This is a genomic window from Deinococcus peraridilitoris DSM 19664 (genome assembly GCF_000317835.1).
Lineage (GTDB): Bacteria > Deinococcota > Deinococci > Deinococcales > Deinococcaceae > Deinococcus_A > Deinococcus_A peraridilitoris.
This window is the reverse complement of sequence record NC_019793.1, coordinates 1,549,365-1,571,285: the sequence shown is the minus strand read 5'-3', so window position 1 is coordinate 1,571,285 and position 21,921 is coordinate 1,549,365. Positions and strand designations below refer to the sequence as shown.

The 21,921-nt window shown below is 63.4% G+C and carries 31 protein-coding genes and 1 tRNA gene; 26 read left to right on the top strand and 6 right to left on the bottom strand.

Translation table 11 applies throughout. The features are described from left to right. Window positions 1-9: 9 nt before the first annotated feature. The 4 genes from DEIPE_RS07770 to ddrC form a co-directional block, all read right to left on the bottom strand. On the bottom strand, window positions 10-1,782 hold the full coding sequence (locus DEIPE_RS07770) for a discoidin domain-containing protein (RefSeq protein ID WP_245557604.1): 1,773 nt from the start codon (window positions 1,780-1,782) through the stop codon (window positions 10-12). 440 nt (window positions 1,783-2,222) lie between these two features. Then, on the bottom strand, window positions 2,223-3,089 hold the full coding sequence (locus DEIPE_RS07765) for a VOC family protein (RefSeq protein ID WP_015235439.1): 867 nt from the start codon (window positions 3,087-3,089) through the stop codon (window positions 2,223-2,225). Window positions 3,090-3,206: 117 nt separating this feature from the next. Beyond that, a complete protein-coding gene (locus DEIPE_RS07760; protein ID WP_015235438.1) occupies window positions 3,207-4,151 on the bottom strand; it encodes an asparaginase in 945 nt (314 codons plus the stop codon). Between the two features lie 67 nt (window positions 4,152-4,218). Then, the gene (gene ddrC / locus DEIPE_RS07755) at window positions 4,219-4,944 is read right to left on the bottom strand and encodes a DNA damage response protein DdrC (protein ID WP_245557603.1); all 726 of its coding nucleotides are present in this window, start codon (window positions 4,942-4,944) and stop codon (window positions 4,219-4,221) included. Between the two features lie 101 nt (window positions 4,945-5,045). Here ddrC and DEIPE_RS07750 point away from each other — a divergent pair. Continuing rightward, window positions 5,046-5,122 (top strand) — tRNA-Arg (locus tag DEIPE_RS07750). Between the two features lie 19 nt (window positions 5,123-5,141). On the opposite strand, the gene DEIPE_RS07745 is transcribed toward DEIPE_RS07750, so the two are convergent. After that, on the bottom strand, window positions 5,142-6,356 hold the full coding sequence (locus DEIPE_RS07745) for a site-specific integrase (RefSeq protein WP_015235436.1): 1,215 nt from the start codon (window positions 6,354-6,356) through the stop codon (window positions 5,142-5,144). A gap of 349 nt (window positions 6,357-6,705) precedes the next feature. On the opposite strand from DEIPE_RS07745, the gene DEIPE_RS07740 reads away from it, so the two are divergent. Both DEIPE_RS07740 and DEIPE_RS23865 read left to right on the top strand, forming a co-directional pair. After that, complete coding sequence (locus DEIPE_RS07740; RefSeq protein WP_015235435.1) at window positions 6,706-8,190, top strand: hypothetical protein; 1,485 nt, start codon at window positions 6,706-6,708, stop codon at window positions 8,188-8,190. Window positions 8,191-8,260: 70 nt separating this feature from the next. Continuing rightward, entirely contained in the window at window positions 8,261-8,413 is a 153-nt protein-coding gene (locus tag DEIPE_RS23865) for a hypothetical protein (RefSeq protein WP_157448800.1), read from the top strand. A gap of 276 nt (window positions 8,414-8,689) precedes the next feature. On the opposite strand, the gene DEIPE_RS07735 is transcribed toward DEIPE_RS23865, so the two are convergent. Further along, window positions 8,690-9,325, bottom strand: a complete 636-nt coding sequence (locus DEIPE_RS07735) for a hypothetical protein (protein WP_015235433.1) — start codon at window positions 9,323-9,325, stop codon at window positions 8,690-8,692. A gap of 218 nt (window positions 9,326-9,543) precedes the next feature. Between DEIPE_RS07735 and DEIPE_RS07730 the strand changes: the two genes are divergently transcribed. From DEIPE_RS07730 to DEIPE_RS07615, 23 genes are read left to right on the top strand one after another with little or no spacing between them, the layout of a single operon-like run. Continuing rightward, entirely contained in the window at window positions 9,544-9,780 is a 237-nt protein-coding gene (locus DEIPE_RS07730; protein WP_015235432.1) for a helix-turn-helix domain-containing protein, read from the top strand. After that, a complete protein-coding gene (locus tag DEIPE_RS07725; RefSeq protein ID WP_015235431.1) occupies window positions 9,777-10,190 on the top strand; it encodes a helix-turn-helix domain-containing protein in 414 nt (137 codons plus the stop codon). Before DEIPE_RS07730 ends, DEIPE_RS07725 begins: the two co-directional genes overlap by 4 nt. A gap of 57 nt (window positions 10,191-10,247) precedes the next feature. After that, complete coding sequence (locus DEIPE_RS07720) at window positions 10,248-10,427, top strand: hypothetical protein (RefSeq protein WP_015235430.1); 180 nt, start codon at window positions 10,248-10,250, stop codon at window positions 10,425-10,427. After that, window positions 10,424-10,759, top strand: a complete 336-nt coding sequence (locus DEIPE_RS07715) for an RNA-binding protein (protein ID WP_015235429.1) — start codon at window positions 10,424-10,426, stop codon at window positions 10,757-10,759. The genes DEIPE_RS07720 and DEIPE_RS07715 overlap by 4 nt, the downstream gene beginning before the upstream one ends. Beyond that, window positions 10,740-10,988 (top strand): hypothetical protein, encoded by a 249-nt coding sequence (locus tag DEIPE_RS07710; RefSeq protein WP_015235428.1) that lies wholly within the window; start codon window positions 10,740-10,742, stop codon window positions 10,986-10,988. The genes DEIPE_RS07715 and DEIPE_RS07710 overlap by 20 nt, the downstream gene beginning before the upstream one ends. Next, complete coding sequence (locus DEIPE_RS22100) at window positions 10,988-11,662, top strand: ERF family protein (RefSeq protein ID WP_015235427.1); 675 nt, start codon at window positions 10,988-10,990, stop codon at window positions 11,660-11,662. Before DEIPE_RS07710 ends, DEIPE_RS22100 begins: the two co-directional genes overlap by 1 nt. Then, window positions 11,640-11,969: a hypothetical protein gene (locus tag DEIPE_RS07700; RefSeq protein ID WP_041230762.1), complete on the top strand. Its 330-nt coding sequence runs from the start codon at window positions 11,640-11,642 to the stop codon at window positions 11,967-11,969. Before DEIPE_RS22100 ends, DEIPE_RS07700 begins: the two co-directional genes overlap by 23 nt. A 47-nt stretch (window positions 11,970-12,016) precedes the next feature. Continuing rightward, a complete protein-coding gene (locus DEIPE_RS07695; RefSeq protein WP_015235425.1) occupies window positions 12,017-12,475 on the top strand; it encodes a hypothetical protein in 459 nt (152 codons plus the stop codon). After that, on the top strand, window positions 12,472-12,702 hold the full coding sequence (locus DEIPE_RS07690) for a hypothetical protein (RefSeq protein ID WP_015235424.1): 231 nt from the start codon (window positions 12,472-12,474) through the stop codon (window positions 12,700-12,702). The genes DEIPE_RS07695 and DEIPE_RS07690 overlap by 4 nt, the downstream gene beginning before the upstream one ends. Beyond that, the gene (locus DEIPE_RS07685) at window positions 12,699-12,980 is read left to right on the top strand and encodes a hypothetical protein (protein ID WP_015235423.1); all 282 of its coding nucleotides are present in this window, start codon (window positions 12,699-12,701) and stop codon (window positions 12,978-12,980) included. The genes DEIPE_RS07690 and DEIPE_RS07685 overlap by 4 nt, the downstream gene beginning before the upstream one ends. Continuing rightward, window positions 12,977-13,162 carry a hypothetical protein gene (locus DEIPE_RS07680; protein ID WP_015235422.1) on the top strand — a complete coding sequence of 62 codons (186 nt, stop codon included), beginning with the start codon at window positions 12,977-12,979 and terminating at the stop codon, window positions 13,160-13,162. The genes DEIPE_RS07685 and DEIPE_RS07680 overlap by 4 nt, the downstream gene beginning before the upstream one ends. After that, the gene (locus DEIPE_RS07675; protein WP_015235421.1) at window positions 13,159-14,085 is read left to right on the top strand and encodes a hypothetical protein; all 927 of its coding nucleotides are present in this window, start codon (window positions 13,159-13,161) and stop codon (window positions 14,083-14,085) included. Before DEIPE_RS07680 ends, DEIPE_RS07675 begins: the two co-directional genes overlap by 4 nt. After that, on the top strand, window positions 14,082-15,461 hold the full coding sequence (dnaB, locus tag DEIPE_RS07670; protein WP_015235420.1) for a replicative DNA helicase: 1,380 nt from the start codon (window positions 14,082-14,084) through the stop codon (window positions 15,459-15,461). Before DEIPE_RS07675 ends, dnaB begins: the two co-directional genes overlap by 4 nt. Beyond that, window positions 15,458-15,988 carry a DNA adenine methylase gene (locus DEIPE_RS07665; RefSeq protein WP_015235419.1) on the top strand — a complete coding sequence of 177 codons (531 nt, stop codon included), beginning with the start codon at window positions 15,458-15,460 and terminating at the stop codon, window positions 15,986-15,988. Before dnaB ends, DEIPE_RS07665 begins: the two co-directional genes overlap by 4 nt. Then, a complete protein-coding gene (locus DEIPE_RS23860; RefSeq protein WP_015235418.1) occupies window positions 15,985-16,341 on the top strand; it encodes a hypothetical protein in 357 nt (118 codons plus the stop codon). Before DEIPE_RS07665 ends, DEIPE_RS23860 begins: the two co-directional genes overlap by 4 nt. Continuing rightward, the gene (locus DEIPE_RS22095) at window positions 16,341-18,638 is read left to right on the top strand and encodes a DNA cytosine methyltransferase (RefSeq protein WP_015235417.1); all 2,298 of its coding nucleotides are present in this window, start codon (window positions 16,341-16,343) and stop codon (window positions 18,636-18,638) included. The genes DEIPE_RS23860 and DEIPE_RS22095 overlap by 1 nt, the downstream gene beginning before the upstream one ends. A 12-nt stretch (window positions 18,639-18,650) precedes the next feature. Continuing rightward, window positions 18,651-19,319 (top strand): hypothetical protein, encoded by a 669-nt coding sequence (locus tag DEIPE_RS07645; protein ID WP_015235416.1) that lies wholly within the window; start codon window positions 18,651-18,653, stop codon window positions 19,317-19,319. A gap of 48 nt (window positions 19,320-19,367) precedes the next feature. After that, complete coding sequence (locus tag DEIPE_RS07640; protein WP_015235415.1) at window positions 19,368-19,748, top strand: thermonuclease family protein; 381 nt, start codon at window positions 19,368-19,370, stop codon at window positions 19,746-19,748. Window positions 19,749-19,750: 2 nt separating this feature from the next. Beyond that, the gene (locus DEIPE_RS07635; RefSeq protein WP_015235414.1) at window positions 19,751-19,939 is read left to right on the top strand and encodes a hypothetical protein; all 189 of its coding nucleotides are present in this window, start codon (window positions 19,751-19,753) and stop codon (window positions 19,937-19,939) included. Next, on the top strand, window positions 19,929-20,588 hold the full coding sequence (locus DEIPE_RS07630) for a 3'-5' exonuclease (protein ID WP_015235413.1): 660 nt from the start codon (window positions 19,929-19,931) through the stop codon (window positions 20,586-20,588). The genes DEIPE_RS07635 and DEIPE_RS07630 overlap by 11 nt, the downstream gene beginning before the upstream one ends. Next, the gene (locus DEIPE_RS07625) at window positions 20,534-21,388 is read left to right on the top strand and encodes a hypothetical protein (RefSeq protein ID WP_169316595.1); all 855 of its coding nucleotides are present in this window, start codon (window positions 20,534-20,536) and stop codon (window positions 21,386-21,388) included. Before DEIPE_RS07630 ends, DEIPE_RS07625 begins: the two co-directional genes overlap by 55 nt. A gap of 1 nt (window position 21,389) precedes the next feature. Further along, a complete protein-coding gene (locus tag DEIPE_RS07620; protein WP_015235411.1) occupies window positions 21,390-21,659 on the top strand; it encodes a hypothetical protein in 270 nt (89 codons plus the stop codon). Beyond that, entirely contained in the window at window positions 21,656-21,907 is a 252-nt protein-coding gene (locus DEIPE_RS07615; RefSeq protein WP_015235410.1) for a hypothetical protein, read from the top strand. The genes DEIPE_RS07620 and DEIPE_RS07615 overlap by 4 nt, the downstream gene beginning before the upstream one ends. Window positions 21,908-21,921 lie beyond the last annotated feature (14 nt).

Here is a 21,921-nt window from a genome sequence, read left to right as displayed (position 1 = left end):
AGCGCGAATTTACCGCGGGAAGGCACCTGCCGAAGATTTGGGAGCGCCGGACTCCAAAGTGAAGTCACGGTTCCAGGGGTCATCCAGGCGGGGGTTGGCCCAGACGGAGGTGCCGAGACGGCTGCTGTCCTTGACGCCGTTGATGGTGACTTTGTACTGACCGTCGAGCTGGTAGAAGACGTTGCCGCTCTGGTTGATCGGACCATCGGTCCACACGGTGTCCTTGGTGGCGCCGCTGCGGGTCACGATGATGTTGTCGCGCAGGGTCAGGATGTCCGTGCCGCACCCTTCGCCGCAGAAGACCCCGACGTTGGTATTGAAGACCGTGTTGTGGTTGAAGACCGTACCGGGATTGGCCCCCCAGCTGCTTCCCCAGCCCCGGATGACGAGCGCTTCACCGCGGCCGTTGGTGTTGAGGGGCGCGTAGATGTTGTACTCGAAGCGGTTGTACTCGCTGCGGTTGCTGCTGCTGCCGCCCAGTTCGGTGAAGGTGGTGTCGTTGATCGAGGTGTTGTGGTGGAAATAGTTGCGCTTGGCGTAGTACAGCTCCAGGGACGCGCCTTCCACCCCGTAATCCTCGCTGCAGGCGGTGTTGCCCTCAAAGTAGTTGTGCGCCACTTCGTTGTCGTTGCCGTTCACCAGCACACCCCACGCGCCGCTGTCGTTGTCGCCGCCGTCGTCGTTGTTCTTGCTCATCACGTTGTTGTTCGTGAAGCGCGAGCGCAGGATCTTGTTGTTGTTGGCGCCGTCCTCCAGGTGCACGCCGGCGGTCAGGCCGTACGCTTCGGCATTCTGCAGGGTGTTGTTGTTGCTGCCGCTCACGAACGAGAAGCCGATGCGCCAGCCGATCGGCCCGTAGCAGCGTCCGCTGTCGACGCTCCGGGGTTTGTCAGCGGTGGCGCGGAGATTGGCAATGATCTTGTGACTGCCGCGCACGATGACCGCACCCGGGTTGCCGTTACGGATGAGGGGCAGGCTGCCGCTGCCGTACGCGTCGACGATGATGCGTGCGCTGCTGGTGCCACTCCAGCGCAGGTTGAGGGGACCGTTCCAGCTGCAGCCACGCTTGAACAGCAGGCGCTCGCCGGCGTTGAGCCAGCTGTTGTTCACCTTGCCGACACTTCTCCAGGCGCTGCCGGTCGAGGTGCCGCTGTTGCTGTCACTGCCGTTCGAGCAGTCCACGTAGTATGTCCGGCCTCCCGAGTTGGGAACGGACGCGCTGCCGGTGGCTCCCCCCGATGATCCGCCGGTGCCATTGATGACGGCTTCGGTGAGGCCGATGGCGCTGCTCTCGGTGTTGCCGTGATTGGTGACCCGGATGTAGCGCGCACCCTGGTCGGTCACGTTGTAGCGCTCCAGGTTGTTGGTACTGCCGCTGCTGGTGACTTTGCTCAGCACTTTGGTCCAGTTGCTGCCGTCCCGACTCAGTTCGACGTCGAAGGTGGCTTTGCGGTTGGCACCGCGGTAAAAGGCCAGGCTGACCGCGTCGATGGTCTTTTCGCTGCCCAGGTCGAAGCGGATCCAGCTGCCGGTGCCATTGGCGCCCCACCAGCTGCTGAGCGAGTTGTCGTGGGCCTTGCCGGGCGTCGCCGTGCTGCTGTTGCTGCTGCTCGCCGTCGCCGACGTGATGCTCAGCGCGCCATCGCTGGGGAGCGCCAGCAGGTCGATCTGCTCGTCGCCGTTCTGTACGGTATTTTCCAGCTCGGAGGGTTCAGGCGGGTTCGGCTGGGTCAAGGTGCCGCAGGACGCCAGGACGGCGCTGAGGAGGCCGAGACGGATCATCAAATGAGCATGTGGGTAAAACATTGTGACTCCTGAAATAGCGGGTGTTCGTCAGGCAGCAAAAGGGGAATTCCGTCAAGGCTGGGGCCTGTGAAACGGTGAACTGCTCGTGCTGACACCAGCACGCCAAGGCGTGCTGGTTGAATACCCGGTGTCTGCATTTCCTGACAGAACCTTGCAGTCCCGAAAGTGCAGCTACCCAGTGAGGATGACCTAAAGGTTTATTAAAAGAATTTGCCGCGAAGCGCGACCCTGCTTTTCTCATCTTTTACAGAAAGTGAGGGTTAGTGTATTGGTTTATGGTTCATTTCAATGATGAGAGGCTGACGACCAAAGCGTTCTCCCCTGACACAAGGCTGACGGACGCCCTCATTGTTTCCACAGAATCGCAGACGCGAGGTGGCTCTCACAAAGTGCACAACATGAGAAGGTGAACGTGCTCATTTACCGATCCAACCGGGCAGCTGTTGGGTTTGGGGCATGAACTCGAAGACGTGCCCCTCCGGATCGCGAACCACCAGGCTCAGGTCGTCGCGGCCGTGTTCAAGACCGGCCGCCTGCACCAGCCGCTCTACCGCGTCCACATCCGCGTACAACCGGAGCAGCGCGTGGTCTCCACCCAGCATGTCGGCCAGCCCGACTTGCGGGTCCCAGCAGTACAGCCAGCGCTGCGGCGTGCCGTTCCCGTCCCGCTCAGGCTCGCGCGCCAGGGTGAACTGCGCGAAATTGCGATCTTGCTGTGTTTTCGCCAGCGCAAAACCGTAGGCACGCGGTAGGCGCTCCAGCATGGCCTCGAAGTCGAAAAAGGCCAGCGCGGCTTCTCGCAGGCCCACCACCGGCAGCGCGTGCGCCGGTCGATGCAGCGTCCAGGGCGGAAAATAAGGCTGCCGTTCGTCTTGCAGGTTCACGGCGCGCAGCTCCAGGCCGTGGCCGAAAGGATCAAAAAAGTACACGCCCACGTCCGGCTGCTCGTCGGTACCCAGGTTGATGGCCTGCCAGGGCAGACCGTGCTCGCTGAGAATCTCCTGGCAGCGCTCCAGGCTGTCCTCGGGCACCTGCCAGGCGTAATGCAGATGTGAAGCGCCTCGTGCGCCCAGCCGGGCCAGCCGCTCGTCGTTGCGCTGCCGGCTGATGGGTTCCCAGAGGGTCAGGGTCTGGTGCGCATTCACCGAAAATTCGGCGACACCCCGCCTGGCGTCGTGATGCACGGCCTCCAGCCCCAGGACCTGCGAGTAGAACCGCACGCCGCGCGCCAGGTGATTGACTTCCAGCGTCAGGCCGGCAAGATCGAGAATCGGCGACGTCATGGTCCGAGGGTAAAGCTCAGCTCTTTCTCCGGAAAAACAGCAATGTTTCAGGTTGCCCGCGAGTGGACGCGCGACGCGCCGTCCGGCGTTGACCGCTCGTTCGGCAGTCGGGTGCCGTCAGAAGTTTCCCTGCTCGAACACCTCACGGATCTGCTCACGGCTTCGGCCCAGGCTCAGCAGCACGATGAGCAGAATGCGGGCCTTGTGGGCGTTGAGAAAGGAAGCGGGAATGGCGCCGGCACCGACCAGGGTAGCGCCACCACCTGCGTAACCGTACAGCGGCAGCACCGGCCCGGCGTGCGTGCGGGTGGCGATCACCACCGGACGTGCACACGCCGCGATCAGGGCAGGCAGTTCCGGTGGCAGATTGCCGGTGCCCAGGGCGGCAATCACCAGGCCGTCGGCGCGCTGTGCCGCTTCGTGAAAGCCTTCGCCCTGCCAGCCCGCGTAGGCATAAAGAATCTCGACGCGGGCGCTGACCTCCGGGGGCGCAAAGACCGGCCGCTCTTCCGGGCGGGCAAAGAAGCGCAGCCGCTTGCCGTCCACGCGCCCGATAGGCCCCGGGTAACCGCCGAAAGCGCCCAGGGCCGTGGTATGGGTTTTGGTGACCGTGCGCGCATCGAAGACATCCCCACCGAACACGGCCAGCGGACCGCGCCCCCGGGTCTCCGGATGCAAGGCCACTTCGGCGGCGTCACGCAGATTGCCGGGACCGTCCCAGGACGCCTCGCCCGCGTGACGCATCGACCCGGTCAGCACCACGGGAGCATGGGGCGTCAGGGTCAGGTGCAAAAAATAGGCCGTTTCCTCCAGCGTGTCCGTGCCGTGGGTCAACACCACTCCATCGAACGCCCTGCTGACTTTCTCGATCAGGTGACGCAGCCGCTGCATGTGCTCGACCCGGATGTGCGGGCTGGGCAACTGAAACGGCTGGAAGTCGGTGACCTGCACGCCCGGCATCTCGGGAATGGCAGGGGCACTTTGCGGCGTGACGCTGCCCGACCGGGCATCGAAATTGGACGCGATGGTGCCGCCGGTGTGAATCAGCGCGAGAGAAGACATAAGACGTGCCACACCTTAGCGCAAAGTGCCCCCGGCCCATTGGGCCGGGGGCTGGGACGCTGCAGGCTTACGACGCCTGACCCAGGGCGCTTTGCCAGACCTTGCGCTCGTTGTCGGCATTCTTGCGGTGTAGTTCGAGGATTTGCTCATTGCCACGCGCGGCGTGCGCTTCGATGGCCTGGGCGCTGGCCGTTTCCAGGTAGGTCAGCCGCATCAGCTCGCTGGCCGTCATGCCGTCGCGGGTGTCGCGCACACCCCGCTCACGACGAAAGGCAGCCGAGTTCATGTTGAGGACGCTGCGGTTGGACAGCGAGCTGACCTGCTGAAATACGCTGCCCTCCCCGCCGTGCCGAGCGACCGTGCTCATGAAGCGCTTGCGGGCCTCGACGCTCTCGAGCCGGGCACTGAGCCAGCGTCGCTTTTCGCCTTCCGGGTTGCGCTCGGCGATTTCGGCTGCGAGGCGCACGTCACCTTCGAGATAGCCGGCGAGCATTTCGCGGGCGCGTACACGCCAGCGCTTGGCTTCGGGGGTCTGCAGTGCAAAGGCAAGCAGCGAGAACTGGTCGTAGGACAGCGTGGGTTCGGCGCCGTGCGGCGCGCCGAAGTCGTAGTGACCTGTTCCCAGGTCGTATTTGGCACAGAGCAGCTCCCAGTTGCCTTCGTCTTCTCCCAGGGCGCGCAGGGCGTCAAGGGCACTGAGCCGCCCGTCGGGAGAGGTGCGGGCGGTGTACTTGCCAAGTTTGGTGAGGGAGACCGCGTACATCCGTACCTCCTGTTGGGCAGTGTCAGTCATGTAAATATATTGCCACAATTATGCTTTTAACATAATAAGCTGGCTTACATCCGCCCTGGTCAGCGTGGTGCCGGGAGAGTATAATGCCCGTCTGACAGCGGGCGCTCGTAGCTCAGTCGGATAGAGCGGGGGACTCCTAAGCCCTAGGCCACAGGTTCGATTCCTGTCGAGCGCACCAGCACCAGGACGCCATTTCTTCAGCTGGCGTCCTGTCTTTTTTTGCCCTTTGACGGCAACATGACGGCAACGTTTCCCTCACCGCCCTCGGCTGCCATCACCCGATCCACCGCACTGCCGAACAACCGCGACGCGGACCAGGCGGTCGCCTTGCGCATCCGCTTGCTCGAATGCACGTACGTCTTGAGGGTAAAGGCGATGTTCTCGTGTCCCATCCGGTCGCTGATCAGCTTCAGCGGCACCCCTGCCTCGTACGCGATCGAGGCGTAACAGTGCCGCAGGTCATACAGCCGGATGCGGGGTACGCCGGCCGCCTCCATCACCGACCGGAATACTTTGGCGAGGTAGGTTTCCGCCCAGGCTTTCCCGACTGGTGTGGCGAACACCAGGTCGGTGTGCTGCCATCGGTCCCCCGCCAGCTGGCGCTCGAGCTGCTGGCGGGATTGCCAGGTGCGCAACACGTTGATGGTGTCCTCATCGAGGTCCACGGTCCGGCGGGACTTCGGGGTTTTCGGTTCGCCGATGTCCGCCTTCCCAGCGATGAAGGTGATGGTCTGCCGGACGTGCAATTCATGATGCTCGAAATCCACATCCTGCCAGCGCAAACCGAGCATTTCCTCACGCCTCAGGCCGGTCACGAGGTTGACGTGCAGAAAAGGGAAGAGGCGGTGATCGTTCGCCCGTGCGTACGCCAGCACCTGCTGCGCTTCCTCCGCCCACCACACCAGAATCTGCTGCGCTTCGGTCTTCGGAAGGCGGAGGGTGCGCGCGGGATTTCGGACGATCAACTCCAACCGTTCCGCCTCGGCGAGGGTCGCCCGCAGGCGCTTCACGGTCTTGCGGTTCTGGTACGCCGTGCGCTTCTTCGTCCACTCGTTCAGCGCGGCCTGCAGCCGGGCCGGGGTCAGTTCGCGCAGCTTCACGTGGCCCAGCGTTTCAATGGCCGGCGCCAGCGCTTTGTGGTAGTCGTCCATGGTGTTTGGCCGAACGGTGAGGCTCGCATGGTAATGCTCGACCCACCCGGCAAAAGTCACGCGGCTGGGTTCGGTGAGGTCGCCCGCGTTGCGTTTCGCCAGCTGCTCGGACAGCCAGTCGCTGACGTCTTTGCGCTTACGGCTGATCTTGCTGATACGCCGCGGGTGCCCCTGCTCGGTCCGGCCCACGGTGATCCGAGCTTCGTAGCGGCCGTCCTTGCGTTTATAGATGGTGCCTTCACCGTTCGCACTTTTTCTCATGGTTACTCTTACTTACATTCTGAGAAGGACAGTCACGGCAATGACGGGCAGGGACTTCTTCATGTGCTCTCCAAGTCGTGTGGTTCGATGCTGGCACTGGGGAATACTTGGCTTTTCTGCCGTAGTTGAGCTTCTCGCACTCAGTGTTACATTTTTTATGCGTAAAAACATACTTGCGGATACATATACGCTGTCGGCCCGTTCACTTCACACTTTATTCAGAAACCGTGGCTCGACAGGCTGAATTCCAAAGGCCTGTGAGTGATGTGAGAGTTTACGCGTCAACCGATCTGGCCTGTCGCTAGAGTGAGGACAAGTCATAGAACTGCAGTCCAATGGGGAGATACCAGTGGAGCAAGAGCGCCTCAGCAAATCCGAACTCGCTTTGAATGATCCTGTTTCGTTTGATGCCCTTCTCGGCAGCGGCCGCGCCCGTGAACTCCAGGGCACGCTCATCTCACGTGAAGATCCACTGGGTCGAGCGCGTTACGCGATGTGCCTCGGAGCGCAAGGTGATCTCGCTGCATCGCTCTCGACCCTGGAGGACGTCCCGGGGAACCTGGCGAGCGGCTGGCGGCTGATGATGCTGGCGCAACTGAATTTGCATGAGCAGGCGATCCGGCTCGGCTTCACGCCAGGCGGATCGCGCAGGGTAGACCTGGAGGGGTCCTGCCACGCCTACCACGGCTTGTCCATGGCGTACACGCAATCCGGCGACCCTCAGGCCGGTCTGACGTACCTGCGCATTTCGCTGGCGTTCGCACAGCAACTCGGCATGCAGCACAAGGACGACATCTTGAGCCTGGAGCTGGAACGGGTCAGCAACCTGGTCGGTCAAGCGAACCCGGACCGGTTGCGCCTGGTTCTGGCGCGTGACTCGATCAGTCCGCGGCGTCGGGCGTTCGGCGAGGCGGTACTCGCTGAAGGATTGATGCTTTCGGGAGACTACGCGCATGCCATGGAGATCCTCCAACGTGGGGCGACTTATCATGAGCAGCAGCGGGAGCTGCTGAACGCATTGCTGCTGCACACCGGGGAAGTTCCTCGTGAAGGGGAGGCTGGAGGCGCAGGTGAAATCGCGCGCGGCATCGTGGGTCTGCTGATGCATGACGAGGACATCACCCTCGGTGAGATCACCGGTGAGCCCGAAGCGACCTACGCACGGTTGGTGCAGGCGCTGGCGTACGTGCGCCGGCCGGGCATGGCGGCGGTGGGTGCGCGAATGCTGGAGGGGCAGGTTCCCAGGGCGCCCGATCAACGCGCCTTGTGGGCGTTCGCCCTGCTGGGCGCCTTAATGCATGGCGCGCCCTGCCGTGATCCGCTGGCATTGCCGGGCGTGCTGCGCGGGGCCCTGGAGGCGATGCCGCGGACGCATTTTGTGTTGCGGTTGATGCATCGGATTGCGCCTGAGTACCTGGTCCTGGCCGGGCTCGCGCCGAATGCTCACCCGGATGTCTCGGCGCTCGTGGCGTCGACGCCTCTTCTGGTGGGTAAGCAGGTGGCGATGGGACGGATCCGCTTCGAGATGCCCGGCCGGGTCGGGCGGATTTTGGTGTTGCGCTACCTCGCTCCGGAGCTGGCGGAGCTTGAGGGATTCACGACCACCGAATTCAGACGGTTCACGGACCAGCAGTCCAACATTGGCTTCGGCCATCCGGTCAACATGGGGTTGGTTGCGCGTAGTTTGTTGCGTCTGGCCCGCGCTGCGCGTGATTACGGCGCAGTGGATGAGATTCACAGCTGGAACAACGCGTACGAAGGTGTGCTGGAGATGCTTTCCGACGATGTACGCGTTCAGCTGAAAGGTGCGCTGCGTGTGGCGACCAATCAATAAGGCGAGACGCCTGACAAACCGTGACAGGTTTTTGGTGGCATTTGGTCACGTGACGTTTTAGGCTGGCGGTATGTTGAAAAATCTGTTGTCACGGTTTGTCAGGCTCGTCATTGCCGCCTTCACGATCGCTGCTGCTGCTGCTCCTGCTGCAGCGATTCCTCCGTGCGGAGGGGATTGCTATTCCTCGCTGACGATGCAGCAAAGTTGGAAACCGTTGCGCTGAAAAGCTGTCTGGGATTGTCATGCGGGCGCCCTCAGGCGCCTGTATGCTTTCGGTATGGGTATCCAGGCACAGCACCTACGCGTCGCGGTCGCTCCACGTGGTGGGAGCTGTAACACTCCGTTCTTGTTGTAGGGAAATGGAGTTGTTGCGTGAGCAGCCAAGAGGCGAATTCCGAAGAGCGACTGCTCATCAGGTGGGTGAGCCTGGAGGAACTGGAGGAACTCTTACGCTTGCGTGCTGATCTGCGTTCGGTGGGGGAGGGCTATTCCTTTACCATCATTGCTCGTGACCTTCCCGAGTACGCGGTTCTGCAGGCGCGGCTGGGCCAACTGAGAAGTCCACACGCACAACGACGCCCACGTAACGAAAATCCCTGAGTGCTTCGCGTGGGATGTGGGTGGACGTAAAGATGTAGAGCATCCCGCCGTGTTCCATCAGGATCCAGCTCGGGTCCGAACGGACGTGCTTGTCATGAGTGAGGTCGACGGTGAGCGTGACCTTGTAGGGCGCTGGGTACTCGCGAATCGGGAATTCCCCATATACGGGTCGGTCGAGTTCGATGTGCTGGACTCGCCGGTGTTCGTGCACGCGCCGTAACTGTTCTTCGATGTATTCCGGAGCGACTAGGTTGTCGATGAACAACTCGCCGGGCTTGAAACCGATGAGTTCTTCGAACCGTCGGGTGGTGATTCCAAGCACTTGCGCGTAGACCCGCAGCCGGTCACGGTCGACTTTGCGCCAGTCTTTGACGGTCATGCGTTCCCAGGCAGAGACGACCGGCTGGGTGATCTCCTCACCGATGATTTCACTGATGCGTTCCGCGATGCGCTGCTGGGTGAAGTCGTCACCGAGCGCCAACCGGATGCGTTCGAGCTCGGTGCGAGGAATCTTGTCCTTCGCTTTTTTAGGCACGGGGGCCTCTGGCCAGCGGGAAGTCGGTGCAGTGGGATAGGACATGACCATATGCACCCCTATACGCGTTGACTTTTACGCACGTTCCCGTATGCGTCACCTTATAAGCGTAGACCCATAGAAAGGCCCCTCACAACAGGTGCAGACATGCAACACGGCTTCTAATCATGCGTTGACTTATATGTTTGCAGGCATATATAATTGTGATGGAGGTGGACATGACGTTGCGCGAACTTCGCGAGGCCCAGGTGGATGACCGTGGAAAGAAGCTCAGTGGCGACAGGATCGCTAAGAAGCTCGGGGTCAACCCAGCCACGTATTTCGCCTGGGAATGGGGAAACGCGCTTCCCAGCGGCGAAAACCTGTTCAAGCTCGAAAAAATTTTGCCCGGTTCCATGCGTGTACTTATGGATCGTTGGGAAGCTGAGCGAAATGAACAGGAAGACGTCGCATGAGCGGCGTACAGCGGGACGTCCGACATGAACGTGACGCCATGACTCCGGAGCTCAGCATCGACGCCCTGCTGGAAGACGTTGCAGAACGAGCTGCCCGGAAAGCCATAGCTGAAACGGCACCTGCCACTGCTCAACTCACCCCGGACGACGATGGCGTCTTTACCGTCCAGCAGCTCGGCGAATACCTGCAGATCGGCAAAAGCGCCGTTTACGCGCTGGTGCATTCCGCTGAGTTCCTGACGATCGTCAAAGTCACCCGTGTAGGCAACCGCACCCTGATTCCCCGTTGGCATGTCCGCCGCTGGCTCGACCAGGGCGGACACGTCACACCCGAACCGATGCCCGAAACGGCACGACTCAAACTCACCGCTCCCGCCCCCAAGGGCGTCCGGCAGCGCCACGCGCGCTGAAGCCAAACGCCGCGCTATTGGGCTGGCACCCGAGCGCGGCGAAAGGAGAACACATTCATGGTACAGCCTTGTCCCCACACCCTGCAGCGCATCGACGGTGAACGTGAACGATTGGTGCAGCACCTCAGCCCGGAAGTCGTCGCCTGGGCCCGCGCCCGGCTCGCTGGCGTGAGTTGTGAGCCGCTCGCCGCACCGCTCGACGCCTCCGACTTCATCTTCGAGGACGTGACCGGATGAGCTGGCTCGTCGTGAACCTCGGCAGCAGCGTACACACCTTCCCGCTGAGTGACCTGACGCACCTGGTGCCCTGCATCGCCCACGTCATCCGTGCCCATGTCAAGAGCACCACGCCCGAAGTCAGGGAAAGCGAAGTCTTCAGTGACAGCGAAGTCGCTCGCGCCGTCGTTCGTACGGCCTTCAGCCCCCGCGTGCGACTCGCCGGCCACACCCTGCGCTGCGTCGACATCGTGGACGTGCAGGTCACGCACCTCACGGGTGACCGCAAGCGGATTTCTCTTTTGCGGCGCGCGATTCGCCTCGGGAGGCTCTATGACGAGCTGCCCGCATGACGAAGCACTGCCTGCGGATCACCCGCTCACGTTGCTCTGGGCGGCCCACATGAACTGGGAGCGCGCCTTCGACCGCAGTTGCCACGCCCGCCTCGAAGCGCTGAAGCCGGGCGCACCCGACAACCACCTGGAAATCCAGGCGGCCCTGGACGCCGAATCCGCTGCTCTGAGTGAGCTCAAGTACGTTCGCGCGCGCTTGGCGCTGACCTTCCCATGCGAGGTGGACTGATGAAGCAATCCGAATCCATCGCACAACTCGCCGTCGCGCTGGTCACTGCGCAAGCCAACATGCAGGTCGCCATCAAGGACGCGACCAACCCGGCCTTCCGAACCAAGTACGCCGACCTCGGCGCCGTCTGGGACGCGTGCCGAGCAGCACTGCAGGATAACGCGCTGTCGGTACTGCAGGCGCCCGTGGCGTGCGAGAGCGGCTTCGCTGCACTCGAGACCATGCTGCTGCACGCTTCGGGGGAGTTCGTCAGCAGCACCGCCCAATGCCGCCTGGTCAAGGACGACCCGCAAGGCTACGGCAGCGCCATCACCTACCTGCGCAGGTACGCCCTCAGCGCCATGCTCGGCATCGTCGCCGATGACGACGACGGCAACGCCGCCAGCGGACAGACGGTGCGGGCCGCACCCAGCACCACGCCCACCGAGGGCAAGAAGCTCAACGCCACCCAGCAGGCCAGCCTCACCAAACGCCTGAACGACGCATTCGCGGGCACCCCGCACGAAGACACCAACCACCTGCAGTTCGCCACCCGCACCCTCAAGCGCAACGTCAAATCGTTCGCGGAAGTGACGGTCGACGAAGCGGCCATCCTGACCGAGACCGCCAAGCAGCTCGCCACGCCCACCGCGCGTGAGAGCGAAACGGAGGGTGACCGACGTGCGCAAGCGTGACGTGCCCCGCACGGGCACGGCCCGCATCGCCAAACGGGACAGCATCAACCTCGCTCAGCACCTCAGCAAACGCTGCGGACTCACGCGCGCGGAGCGTCTGGACTTCACTGCCTGGCTGGTCGGTCTGCCCGCGCATTCCCTTAGCAGCACGGATGACCTGACGCCCGGTGAGGGCGCGATGGCACTGGAGCGCCTGACGGGCACCGTCGAGCTTCGGCCGCTGGTCGACCAGTGGCGCGTCGCGCGTCACACGGAACGTCAATCCATCCCGACCGAAGACGCCACCCGCGCGTACCTCGGCAACTGACCCCCGACCGGGAGCGCTCTGCGCTCCCTTTCACCCCTGGAGGACGTATGACGCAGCAGTTTCCGATGTACGCCATTTTTACCGTCGAAGCCAGCCGCGCCGAAGTCAAGGACACCCACCACGCCGGGTGGGTCGCGAAGTACACCATGTCGCCGGTGGGGGACTTCCCGTTGCTGACGATGCTCGCCGCGAAAAAAGCCGATGGGCTGAAGCTGGTCGTCAAGCACCGGGAGCGCACATACGACGAGAAAAACCACACGGTCCCGGCCACCTTGCACGGCAACACCACCATCCACAACAAGGACGGCACGATGACGTTCCCTGTGAGCGTCAAGCTCGACGAACTTCACGCAGCGGGCATTGGAGTGGATGAGCTGCTGCGCGTGTGCGACCTGCGCCTGGAGTGCACCGCCGATGGCAGCACGCCCGCACAACCCTCGCTCGATGAGATCGCTCGCCAAGGCAATCAGCAAGACGGGGATGACGAGGAGGACGATGACGAATGAGTACCGTGTTCGTCACGCCCGAACACCTCGCCACTCTGCGCGCGGTCGTGAACCGACGGCGCATCAAGCGTGGCCAGGTGCTGCCCATGCTGGCCCTCGAACGCGCACAGAAACGCGTCGATGCCGGCCAGCCCTGGAAGTACACGTGGGTCGAACTGAGCTCCAACCAGACGCAGGAGCTGCTCGCGCTGTTGGCCACCGAACTGCAGGAACGAGGTGGGCCATGAGTCGGCTCGGTGACCTGCTGCACGCCAGACTCGCCATGGCCGCCAAGCTGAACCGCACGCAGGGCCTGGCGTTGCGCAACGGCTTGCAGATCCGGGTGTCTGCCGCGCCTGACACCCTGACCCTCTGGCGCAACGACGGCGACTTCAGCGGAGAGAAAGCCGAGCGCGAAGGGCGCGTGTGCGCCCGGCACCTCGGCTGGACCGATTACACCCTCGACTGGGAGCAGGGCGAAGTGCGCCGCTTCCTGAAAGTGAAACGAGGTGAGCCGTTGCTATGAGCATCGACTCGCCGCCCGAGCAGATCACGCCACAACAGGAACTCACCTGGACGATTGAACTGGCGTCGTCACATGAACGTGGCGAACACCGGGCCGTGAAGAACGCACTGCGTGACCTCGCCACGCACTACGGACAGGACGTCGCCGACCGCATCGCTCGCAACGCCGGGGTGTCGTCATGAGTCCCGGCGCCGTGAAGTGGGCCTACGACCAGCACGTAGGCAAGAACAAGTTCCTGCTGGTCACCCTCGCCATGTACGCCGATGGCTTCGGAGTGTGCCGCATTCCCCTGACCGACCTGGCCGGACTCATTGACCGTGACGAATCCACGGTCACCCGACAACTACGGCAATTGGTCGAAGGGGGCTTCGCGGAACGCATCGAGCAGGCAGCAGCAAATGGCGTGCAACTGGTGAGCATCACCAAACTGTGCCTATCAGCCAAGTACGCCGAAGAGCGTAAGCCGCACAAAGCCGCTGAAATGTACCCCCGCAATTTCCAGGGGTACCCCCGCATTCTCCAGGGCGGAACCGAGAAAACCCCGCAAAATGAGCCCCTGCAAATTGCAGGAGTACCCCCGCAGAATGCAGGACATAAAGAAAAAGATTCTTCTTCTTTAGTTCCTAACAACAACCACCTTACTGGCGCGCGAGAAGACCACCAGCGGCACCTGCTGACCATCCGGGATGCCGGGCTGTCGTCGGTGTGGTCGTCGTGGGTTCGGCACCTCGGAGCAGCCCAGACCACCCAGGAAGCCCAGAGTCCCCACTGGGCGAAATGGATTCAGGACGGCCTGAAGGCCGTCCTGGCCGAAGGTGTCGAGCAGACCATCGCGGGTGGAGCGAGCATCAACAACCCCTGGCGTTTTCTTTCCGGATTGATGAAAAAACAGGCGCAGGAACGGCAGACGGCCAACAGCGCGCAGACCACTCAGGACAGTTCCGCTGCCGTGCGCGCCGCATTCGAAGCGGGCCGCCGCGTGCGGCTCCCGAACGGTGACGAGGCGACCATCATCAGCACCGGTTCGAGCTGCATCTACACCGATCACGCGGTCTTCGAGACCGTCCCGCTCGCTCAACTCAAGAACTGCGAGGTGCTGGCATGACCGTAGCGAAACGCAACACCCGCTTCGAACCCGTGATCCGCGAAGCCTTCATCGAGGGCCGCGCCCTCCCGCACGACAAACAGGCGGAAATCAGCGCCCTCGGCAGTGTGCTGCTCGATGAAGACACCTGGCCCATCGTGGGTGGCCTGCATCAGGACGCGTTCTACTTCGAACGCAACCGGCTGATCTACCGCGCGATGCACGTCGTCGCGGGCGAGTACGGACCGAAGAAGATCAACCTCGTCACGGTGCAGAGTGTCCTGCGGGACATGCAGGCGCTCGATAACGCCGGTGGCCTGACGTACCTGATGGCCCTGAGTGACAACACGCCCACCGCGGCGTACGCGGAAACATACGCGACCATCATCCGTGAGAAGCACATCAGCCGCCGCGCCATCACCGAAAGCCTGAATATCGTCCGGCGTATTTACGACCAGCAGGAAAGCCTGGAGGAGATCCTGGCGAGCATGGCGAACCTCACGAGTCTCGCCGAGCAGGGACGCAGCCGCATGCTCAACGGCGCGGAGGTAGACCAGGAAGCCATCGACACCGCCGAGCGCTGGATGAGTGGTGGCAACAACGACGCGCAACCCAGCGGTTTTCATGACCTTGACGACCAGATCGTGGGCTTCGAGAAGGGCAGCCTCAATGTTGTGGCCGCTCGTCCGTCGATGGGGAAGACGGCGTTCGCGCTGTCTGTCGCGCATACCATCGCCAACCGCCGCACCGGCCGGGTGCTGATCGCTTCCCTGGAGATGCGTGCGCAGCTGCTGGCCCTGCGTCAACTTGCCAACCTTGGGCGGGTGAATCACGAGAAGATCCGCAAAGGCCAACTGAAAGGCCCGGACCTCGAACGCCTGCGTGCCGTGGCAGCCAAACGCGCGGACATGCAGCTCGGGTACATCGACCGTCCGGACCTGACGGTCGCCCAGCTGCACCAGGAAGTGCGCATGTGGGCGAACGTCGGCCCTCTCAGCGCACTTGTCGTCGATTACCTGCAGCTGCTGGAAGTACCCGGCGTGGAGGACGAACGCCAGAAAGTCACCCGCATCAGCCGGGCATTGAAGAAGATTGCGATGGAATTCGACATTCCGGTGATCGCCCTCTCGCAGCTCTCCCGAGCGGTGGAAGCCCGGCAGAACAAACGCCCGATGCTCAGTGACCTGCGGGAATCCGGCGCGATCGAGCAGGACGCGGACGTCGTGCTGTTCATTTACCGCGACGAGTACTACAACGAAAAATCCGATCAGCCCGGGATGGCCGAGATCATCATCGGCAAGCAACGCAACGGTCCGGTCGGCACGGTGAAGCTCGGGTACAACGCGGAGCGTGTGGCCTTCTACAGCCTGGCGCCCGAACAACCGGGGTTGATGTGACGGCAACCACCTACCGCGCTCCCTTCCCGTATTTCGGTGGGAAATCCAAAGTGGCCGCCCGCGTATGGGAACGCTTCGGTGACGTGGGCAACTACGTCGAACCGTTCTTTGGCAGCGGCGCCGTGTTGCTCGGTCGTCCTCACTCTCCACGCACCGAGACCGTGAACGACCTCGACGGCTTCATCTGCAACTTCTGGCGCGCCGTACTCGCTGACCCTGAAGGTGTTGCCGCCTGGGCAGACCATCCCGTCAATGAACTCGACCTGCACGCCCGCCATGCCTGGCTGGTCGCGCAGCGTGAACGCCTGACCACGCAGCTGCGCGAAGATCCCGACGCCTTCGACGCCAAGGTGGCCGGCTGGTGGGTGTGGGGCATCAGCCAGTGGATCGGCTCGGGATGGTGCACGCAACCCAAATGGGAAGGCCGCGCGAGCGCGCAGCGCGAACGGATCTGGTTCTCACCGCACTGCCTGCCTCCCGTTCGGGTGCGCAGTGTGCAGCACGACCTGTTTGGAGGTGAGTCATGAATCGGCTCTACGACTTCGTACGCTCTGGCGTGCTGACCCTCAAACCATCATTCCAAGCGCCCGTGATTCAGCAGGATCAGCAGCACCGTGGACATACGGTCAAAGGCCTGTCGGAGCTCTATGGATCGTTCACGGAACACTTCATATCTGCCAACGGTCGCCGTCAATACACAACCGGCGGGCAACTGAACCTTGAAGTCAGCCTCAACCTCGTGAAAGTCAAAAGTAAAGTTCCGCTCCTCGAAGTACGCCAGCAGCGCGTGTTGTTCGACGGTCAGGTGGGCGTGCCAGGCAGCCGCGTCCTCGAAATCCATTGTCGTAGCTTATCTACTGGCACACCGGGAACTGCCTGATGTCCCGCAAACAGCAGCTCCCAGACGCCCCACTGCCCCTCTTCTCCTACCTGCACGGCGGTGAGCACCTCGCCGGGAAGATGATCGTCGATCTCTTCGCGGGCGGTGGTGGGGTGTCCCTCGGCATCGAAACGGCCCTCGGACGCTCTCCCGACGTGGCGATCAACCACGACGAGGAAGCCATCGCCATGCACCAGGTGAACCACCCCTACACCCGCCACTACCGCAGTGACGTGTTCGAAGTCGACCCCATCGAAGCCACCGGCGGGAAACCCGTCGCGCTCCTATGGCTCAGCCCGGACTGCAAACATCACTCCCGCGCCAAGGGCGGCAAACCACTCGACCAGAAGATCCGCTCGCTCGCCTGGGTCGGCCTGAAGTGGGCCGGCAAAGTCCGACCGGACGTCATCGTGCTCGAAAACGTCCCGGACTTCCGCCATTGGGGACGCCTGGTCGCGCAACGCGAAGCCCTCAAAGGCCCGGACGGGAAGGTGCTCTGGCCGAACAAACCCAAATGCAAAGGCCACGCCTGCCGTCGCTGGCAGCGCGGCATGCCCAAACAGCACCCCCCGCGCGGGGCCATCAAGCTCGCTGAGGACGGCCTCACCTGCCTCGTGGCCGACAAACGCCCCCGCTACCGTGGCCGGACCTTCCGGACGTTCGTGCGGGAGCTGCGCGCCCTCGGGTACGACGTGGACTTCCGCACCCTCGTTGCCAGCGATCACGGTGCACCTACCATCCGTGAGCGGTTCTTCCTAATCGCCCGCTGTGACGGCAAAGCCATCAGCTGGCCCGAACCGACCCATGGGCCCGGCCTGCTGCCCGTGCGCACCGCGGCCGAGTGCATTGACTGGAGCATCCCGACCCGCACGATCTTTCAGCCGCACGCCCGGCGCAAGAACGACCTGGAACCGAACACCCTGCGCCGCATCGCCAAAGGCATCGACAAGTTCGTGCTGGGCGCCTCCCGGCCCTTTTTGGTCCAGTGCAACCACGGCGGTCACGACTTCCGGCAGCGCAGCGTGGACGCCCCACTCGTGACGATCACCAGCAGCCGTGACGCGAACGCCGTGGTGACCCCGTACTTCGCGCCGATGTCCTTCGGCAACGACCCGGCCGCCGTGGACGCTCCCGCGCAGGTCATCACCACGCAGGGAAACAAGCACACCCTGATCGCGCCGCACCTGACGAAGTTTCAGGAGCACAGCCCTGGTCAGGCAGCCGACGTGCCGCTCGACACGGTGCTGTCTGGCGCGACCCGCTTCGGACTCGTCGCGCCGCACATCACCAAGTTCCGCGAAGGCAGCATCGGCAGCGGCGCCGACGCGCCCCTGCATACCGCGACTGCGGGCGGCACCCCGGCGCGGCCTGGCACCGGGAACGTGCACGGACTGGTCGGCGCGTGCCTGGTGAAGCACAACGGTGGGTACTGCGCGCCGGAGAACGCCAGCCACTCACTGGAGGAACCGGCGCCGACCGTGATGGCACAAGGCGGACCGCAGGCGCTGGTGAGCGCCAGCCTGATCGGCGTGGGTGGACGCGCCGGGCAGTCCCGGCCCCGCACGGCGGCCGAGGCGATGCATACCATCACCGCCAAGGCGGACACGGCCCTGGCGGCGGCCTACCTCACCCAGTACAACGGCACGGCGACGGTGCAACCCATGGACGCCGCCACGCCGACCGTCAGTACCGTGGAACGCTTCGGTCTCACGACCGCGCACCTCACCACCTACTACGGTGACAAAAACGCGTGCGGAGACGCGCGTGGTCAGGAACTCGAAGCGGCCCTGGCGACGCAGACCACCGAAAACCGCCACGGGCTCGTCACCGCGCACCTGCTGCGCCAGTACGGCAGCAACGACGCCCGGGAAGTCGGTGACGCCCTGGGCAGCATCACCACCTGCGTGAAAGACGGTCTGATCACCACCCACCTGCATGGCAGCCTCGACGCGCGGACGCTGGCGGGCGCGCGTCGGGTGTTCGCGTTCCTGCTGGCGTACTGTCCCGAGGCACTGGACAAGGTGTCCGCAGAGGACCGCGCGCAGCAGCTCGTCACGCTCGAAGTGAACGGCGAGAAGTTCGTCATTTACGACATCGGCATGCGGATGCTCGAACCACGTGAGCTGTACCGCTGCCAGTCCTTTCCGGATTCGTACGTCATCGACTTCAGCGTGAAGGGCAGACCGCTCAGCAAGGCCGCGCAGGTGCGCATGTGCGGAAACAGCGTGCCGCCAGCTCTGGTGAAGGCCATCATTTCTGAACTCTTCTCACAAGCCCAGCAGCAAGCCGCCGACTGACCCGGAGGTCATATGCACACTGCCCGAGAACTCCCACCCATGCCCGCCCGCATCGCCAAACTACCCGTCGCCCGCGGTTACCCCGTGCCGTGGTTCGTCCAGTGGTTCGGCCTCAAGCCCGACTTTCGTGTGGTGGACAGTCGGAAGGTCGATAAGGCTGTCAAGGAAAACCGCTGCTTCGTGTGTGGCGAGAAGTTCCTGCCAGGCGAACCCTATGCGTTCGTGATCGGCCCGATGTGCGCCGTGAATCGCGTCGATGCCGAACCACCCGTGCATCACGAGTGCGGTGAGTGGAGCATCAAAGCCTGCCCGTTCCTGTCCCGCCCGCACATGAACCGCCGTGAGGATGACATGCCGGAAGGTACCCGCGAAGCGGCCGGCGAGATGATCAAACGCAACCCTGGCGTGACCGTCCTGTGGCTGACCATGTCCTACACCATCGCCCGCGTTCACAACGGTCGCCTGTTCGACCTCGGTGAGCCCATCAGTGTCGCTGCCTTCAAGGAAGGGCGTCCCGCCACTCCTGAGGAACTGCGCGACAGCGTCCTGTCCGGCCTGCCAGCGTTACGCGACGCAGCCAGGTCCGACGGGTACACCGGCTTGGCCCTGCTGAACATGCAACTCGAAGTCGCGTCGCGTGTCCTCGGAGTGAATCTCGACAACCCCGTCACCGCACCGTGACCGCCCAGGGGCAGTGAACACTGCCCCGCCTTCGCATCAGGAGGACGTATGACTGCTCCGAACATCACCGCCGAGTTCCTCTACCGTTACCGCGCCACGTGTGTGCGTGTCGTCGATGGGGGCACCGTCATTCTCAAAGTTTCCTTGGGCTTTTTTGCTTCGCTCGATATTCGCGCTCGCCTGTACGGCATCAACGCGCCCGAACTGCGCGGCGCGACATACGAGATGGGCCGTGTCTCGCGGGATTACCTGCGGGGCTTGCTGTTCGAGGGCGACAAGCCCCGTGAGCTGCTGATCCGCACGCACAAGGACAACACCGACAAGTACGGCCGCACCATCGCTGAAATCGCCGTCGTTACCTCCAAAGGCCTGCTGGACGTCAACGCGTCGATGGTCGAGCAGGGCTTCGCGCTCCGGGTGGTGAGCTGACCATGCACGAACTGATCCGCAAGCACCTGAAGCGCATCGAAGCGGCCAGCAACCGCATGATCGGCGCGGCCCTCGTGAAGGACATGCTCGTCATCACCGAAGCCGGACACGAAATCAGCGCGAGCTGCGAAGCCATCGACATCCTGCTCGACGGCGAAGCGCCGGACGTGGAGCTCGACTGTGGCGCCTGAAGCTTCCCCGCTGGCCATCTTCCGTAAGTGGGCGGCTGACCCTGACCTTGTGGTGCTCGACACTGAAACGACCGGGCTCGACAGCCACTCCGAAGTCATTGAGATCGCCGTGGTCAGCGCCAGTGGCGAAGTCCTACTCAACGAGCGCGTCAAGCCGATCAACGGCGGACCGTGGGCCGCGTCGGCAATTCACGGAATCACAGACGCGGACCTGGTGACTTGCCCTGAGTGGCCCTTGGTGTGGCCCCGCCTGGCTTGCCTGCTGGAAGGTAAGACTGTTGTGGTTTACAACGCCTCGTTCGATCAGCGAATGCTGCGGCAAAGCTTGTCGTGGGCTGGCGTACCACGGGAGGAGTGCGAATCGCCTGTGCTCTCTCATTGGCAGTGCGCGATGGGTGCGTACGCTCCTATCCACGGCGACTGGAGCGATTACCACGGCAATTACCGCTGGGCCCGTCTCGGCGTGGCGTGCCTGACTGAAGACGTGCAGGTGGACGACCTCGACGACGCGCACAGTGCCCTCGGGGACGCCTTGCGCACCTTGCGGCTCGTGCAGGCCGTGGCCAGGCGTGAGGACGCCAGCCTCACGCACCTGTGCCTGACGTGCAGCGGCCCGACGGACGACTGCGACTGCGAGGCACCCGCATGATCACCATGGTGGACAAACGAGCACAACCGGTGATCTTCCAGACGCGCATGGTACAAGGCATCCTCCGGCACGGCAAAACCCAGACGCGTCGTCTGCTGAAACCCCAGCCCAGCGCGATCGACGCGGTTGCGGCGCAATACACGGAATACGATCGGGGCCATGTCACTGTCATCACCGTGAGCGGCTTGGAAGTCGTGAGCCCGTACGGTGTCCCGGGTATTCACTTGTGGTTGCGGGAGACCTGCACCCTGCTCGCCATGCCAACCGGGCTGGAAGGCGCCGACCACCTCATTCGTGGACCACTGCTCGGTCAATCACTCGCTGACCGCTATGGTGTGCCGCACCTGGCCGGTTGGCAGCTCGCCGCCTGGCATGACGGCACACCTGACCCGGGCGGCTGGGCCACCAAACTCCGCCGAGTGTCCGGTATTCACATGCCCCGCTGGGCCTGCCGGGTCGTGCTCGAAGTCACTGCGATCCGCGCGGAACGCTTGCAGCGCTTGACCGTCAGTGACGCCCTCTCCGAAGGTGTCACGGCGCTCGGTGCCGACTGGCTCCGCGCGAACTTCCCGGAGTACGACCGCGAGTACGCCGACTACCTCACGCGCGACGCCGTCTGCCTCGCCCGCAATGAACCCATCAGCGACCAGCCGAACGCACCCATCCGCCGCGCCGCACCCCCCCTCGGCCCAGACCCCATCACGAAATACGCGCGGCTGTGGGACACCCTCAACCCCGCGCACCCGTGGTCCACGAATCCCTACGTGCGGGTCGTTTCGTTCGCTCGTCTGGAGGCCTGACATGCCCCGCAAAGCCACCCGGGTTCCGCCAACCCTGCCGTCCGTCACTGTTTCGCCACAGCAGTACTTCGAACTGCACGTTCCCGGTCGGCCCACCGTGAAACTCACCGCCTACAACGAAGACCACCTGGCGCGTCAGGTCATGCACCGCGACCTGGGTGGCACCACCTCCCGCAAGCTCGCCCATGAAGCCTGGATTTCATCGGTCGGCGCGATTATCGAAGATTCCCGCGGTACGACCCTCAAGCACCTGGAAGCAGGTTCCGCATGAAGCACTTCGCTCTGGTGATTTACGAAGGGAGCGCGCCGCGCAAGCTCGTGTTGCGCGTCCTCGCCGATGGGAAGCACGAACTGCGCAGCTTGCGTGGCCTTCCGCTGGGTGCGGTGCTTTACCTTTTGAATCCCTACGCCCTCAAGCAGGAAACGCCCGTCACGCTTCGCCCGTGGTGGCGTGGCTTCCGCCTCACGCCGGCCATTCGGGTGGAGCAGGACGACAAGGTCAGGCAGGTCGCTCGATGAAGCTTTCCCTCAAA